4 protein-coding genes and 1 pseudogene are annotated in these 2,932 nt (G+C 65.6%); 2 read left to right on the top strand and 3 right to left on the bottom strand.

The annotated features are described in order from the left end of the window. On the top strand, positions 1 to 894 hold an 894-nt coding region (locus JOZ00_RS08985), incomplete at its 5' end, for a nitronate monooxygenase family protein (protein ID WP_293342674.1). Between the two features lie 6 nt (positions 895 to 900). Here JOZ00_RS08985 and JOZ00_RS08980 read toward each other — a convergent pair. The 3 genes from JOZ00_RS08980 to JOZ00_RS08970 all read right to left on the bottom strand — a co-directional run bounded on the left by JOZ00_RS08980 (position 901) and on the right by JOZ00_RS08970 (position 1,921). Then, positions 901 to 1,128, bottom strand: coding sequence for a hypothetical protein (locus JOZ00_RS08980; protein ID WP_293342671.1), 228 nt, complete (start codon positions 1,126 to 1,128; stop codon positions 901 to 903). An 87-nt stretch (positions 1,129 to 1,215) separates the two neighbouring features. Continuing rightward, the gene (locus JOZ00_RS08975; RefSeq protein WP_293342668.1) at positions 1,216 to 1,506 is read right to left on the bottom strand and encodes a hypothetical protein; all 291 of its coding nucleotides are present in this window, start codon (positions 1,504 to 1,506) and stop codon (positions 1,216 to 1,218) included. Between the two features lie 10 nt (positions 1,507 to 1,516). Then, on the bottom strand, positions 1,517 to 1,921 hold the full coding sequence (locus tag JOZ00_RS08970; protein WP_293342665.1) for a hypothetical protein: 405 nt from the start codon (positions 1,919 to 1,921) through the stop codon (positions 1,517 to 1,519). Positions 1,922 to 2,164: 243 nt separating this feature from the next. Here JOZ00_RS08970 and JOZ00_RS08965 point away from each other — a divergent pair. Further along, positions 2,165 to 2,932 (top strand): annotated as a pseudogene (locus JOZ00_RS08965) (steroid C27-monooxygenase); the annotation flags it as partial.

The following is a 2,932-nucleotide window of genomic DNA, read 5'->3' as shown; positions in this document are numbered from 1 at the left end:
CAGTCCGCCGAGGAGCTGACCGAGACGCTGCGCAAGATGGTGCCCCAGGAGCACCTGGACTTCGGCAAGAAGATCCTCGCCGATCACGGCGTGCCCGTTGAGGACAGCGACGGTGACACCCTGCAGCTGCTCGGGTGGACCGAGGCGACGGCCACCCCCCAGGTCGAGGTGGCGCTGAAGCACCCGAAGGTGAAGATGATCGCCAACGCGCTCGGCACTCCCCCGGCCGAGATGATCAAGCACATCCACGACGCCGGGCTGAAGGTGGCCGCGCTGTGCGGTTCGCCGTCGCAGGCCCGCAAGCATGCCGACGCGGGCGTCGACATCATCATCGCCCAGGGCGGCGAGGCCGGCGGCCACTGCGGCGAGGTCGGCTCAATCGTGTTGTGGCCGCAGGTCGTCAAGGAAGTCGCGCCGGTGCCGGTGCTGGCCGCGGGCGGCATCGGCAGCGGTCAACAGATCGCCGCGGCCTTGGCGCTGGGTGCCCAGGGTGCGTGGACCGGATCGCAGTGGCTGATGGTCGAGGAATCCTCGAACACGCCGGTGCAGCAGCAGGCCTACGTCAAGGCGGGGAGCCGCGACACCGTTCGCAGCCGGTCATTCACCGGCAAGCCGGCACGGATGCTGCGCAACGACTGGACCGAAGCCTGGGAGCAGCCGGACAACCCGAAGCCGCTCGGAATGCCGTTGCAGTACATGGTTTCCGGCATGGCGGTGCGGGCCACCAACAGGTACCCGAACGAATCCGTCGACGTCGCGTTCAACCCCGTCGGTCAGGTGGTCGGGCAGTTCACCAAGGTGGAGAAGACCGCCACGGTCATTGAGCGCTGGGTGCAGGAATACCTCGAAGCAACCAACAAGCTCGACGAGCTGAACGAGGCCGCCTCCGTCTAGGGACGGTCAGACCTCGTCGTCGTCGACCTCATCGCGGCCGGTCAACACCTCTCGGCCCCGCTCCACCGCGTAGGTGCCGATGTCGATCGAGTTCTCGACGATGCCGCTGACACCTCCCTTGAGATCGCCGCGAATGATGTCGCCGGCGTTTTCGACGATGTCCGAAGCTTTTTCGACGGCGTTGGTCGCAATGTCCTTGACCGCGTCGACGGCGTCTCGGGGATTGATGGCCATCGGAGTCTCCTAATCGTTGCGGGACCTGAAAAGAACTTGGCTATGACTCTAGACGCGGCGAGCGTCGAGTTTCGCGGGCGCTGTGCCCTAGTAGTGCACCAGGGTTCGCCAGTAGTCTTCGGGAATTTCGGCCCCAGACCGCAATATTCGGGCCAACCCGACCGCCATGGCAATGCCGAGCAGGCCGAGCCAAAGTCCGGTCACGCCGATCACCGCCCACAGCACAGCGGTGACCGCGGGCCACGGCGAGAGGACGGCGAGCACCGGGGCGAAGAAGAAACCGGTTCCGATGTACCACGCCGAGCCGGCACGATCCGACGCCAGCACTATCCGCAGCCAGCGCGGGACCGTGCTCTGGGCGGGCTGAGGTTGGTTCATGATCGGCCGATCATCCAGAGGGCGGGAAGAATCCTGCTCCAGTGAACCACCCGGGCTGCCACCCCTGGGCGCCAAGGCAGAGCATCGGAAGCCCGTCGGGCGTCTGCGCCGCCGCCTGCGAACCCGGGCACTTCGCGCCGTTCTGCTGAATTCCGTACAGCGGGTAGGAGATCACCCAGTAGCCGATGGTGGCGGCCGGGAACTGATTCGGCGGCGGGAAGTGGCAGGCCTCGGCCTGGCCGCTGACGCCCCGTCCGAAGATGAAGCGCTCGTAGTTGTCACAGGGCGCGCCCAACGAGGCCTGATAGTTCATCCCTGGAACGTCGCCGTCGTAATGCGGGTCGGCCGCGGCGCACGGCGCCACCCCGATCGCACCAACCGTGATCGCGGCCGCGGCGAATAGTTCGCGAACCATGCTCCCACCCTTCGCGTCAGTGTCACCCGGACGCTGCCTACCGGTGACCTGGACCAAAGCATATCCACCGGGCCGTCGGTCACAAGGTCGTTTTCGCGATGACCCCGCGGCGCAAAGCGAGGGAGAAAGGAACACGTTGCAGTTCCCGGCCGACGATATTGCGTCAATGCTTCCCAACCGTGGTGCGCCGATGGTTTCCTTGCACAAGGACGACTAGACCACTTCGTCATCGAGGAGCGGGCCATGCCAACCGTCGAGCCAACCGCCAAGCCGGTCCCCAATCTGCCTCCCGGATTCGACTTCACCGATCCGGACATCCACGCCGAGCGGTTGCCGGTCGAGGAGTTGGCCGAATTGCGCCGGACGGCGCCGATCTGGTGGAACGACCAGCCCAACGGCGTGGGCGGATTCGACGACCGCGGCTTCTGGGTGGTGTCCAAGCACAAGGACGTCAAAGAGGTTTCGCGGCGCAGCGATGTGTTCTCCAGTCTGGAGAACACCGCCCTGCCTCGCTACAAAGAGGGCACGGTGGCCGAGCAGCGGGACACCGGCAAGTTCGTTCTGCTCAACATGGACGCGCCGCAGCACACCCACCTGCGCAAGATCATCTCGCGCGGCTTCACCCCCCGAGCCGTCGAGCGACTGCGCGACGACCTGAACGAGCGCGCCCGGCAGATCGTCGCGAAAGCGGCGGCCGAAGGTTCGGGTGATTTCGTCCAGCAGGTTTCGTGCGAGCTTCCGCTCCAGGCCATCGCCGGACTGCTGGGAGTGCCTCAGGAAGATCGCATGAAGCTCTTCCACTGGTCGAATGAGATGGTGGGCGATCAGGATCCCGAGTTCGCCCGCAACGACGCGATGGGCGCCTCGGTCGAACTGATCACCTACGCCATGCAGATGGCCGCGGACCGGCAGCAGAACCCCGGCGAAGACATCGTCACCAAGTTGGTCGAGGCCGACGTCGACGGCCACAAGCTCTCCGATGACGAGTTCGGTTTCTTCGTCATCCTGCTG

The sequence above is a fragment of the Mycobacterium sp. genome (assembly GCF_019243155.1).
GTDB lineage: Bacteria > Actinomycetota > Actinomycetes > Mycobacteriales > Mycobacteriaceae > Mycobacterium.
The sequence above is the reverse complement of the archived record's forward strand: the minus strand, read 5'-3'. Positions and strand labels throughout refer to the sequence as shown.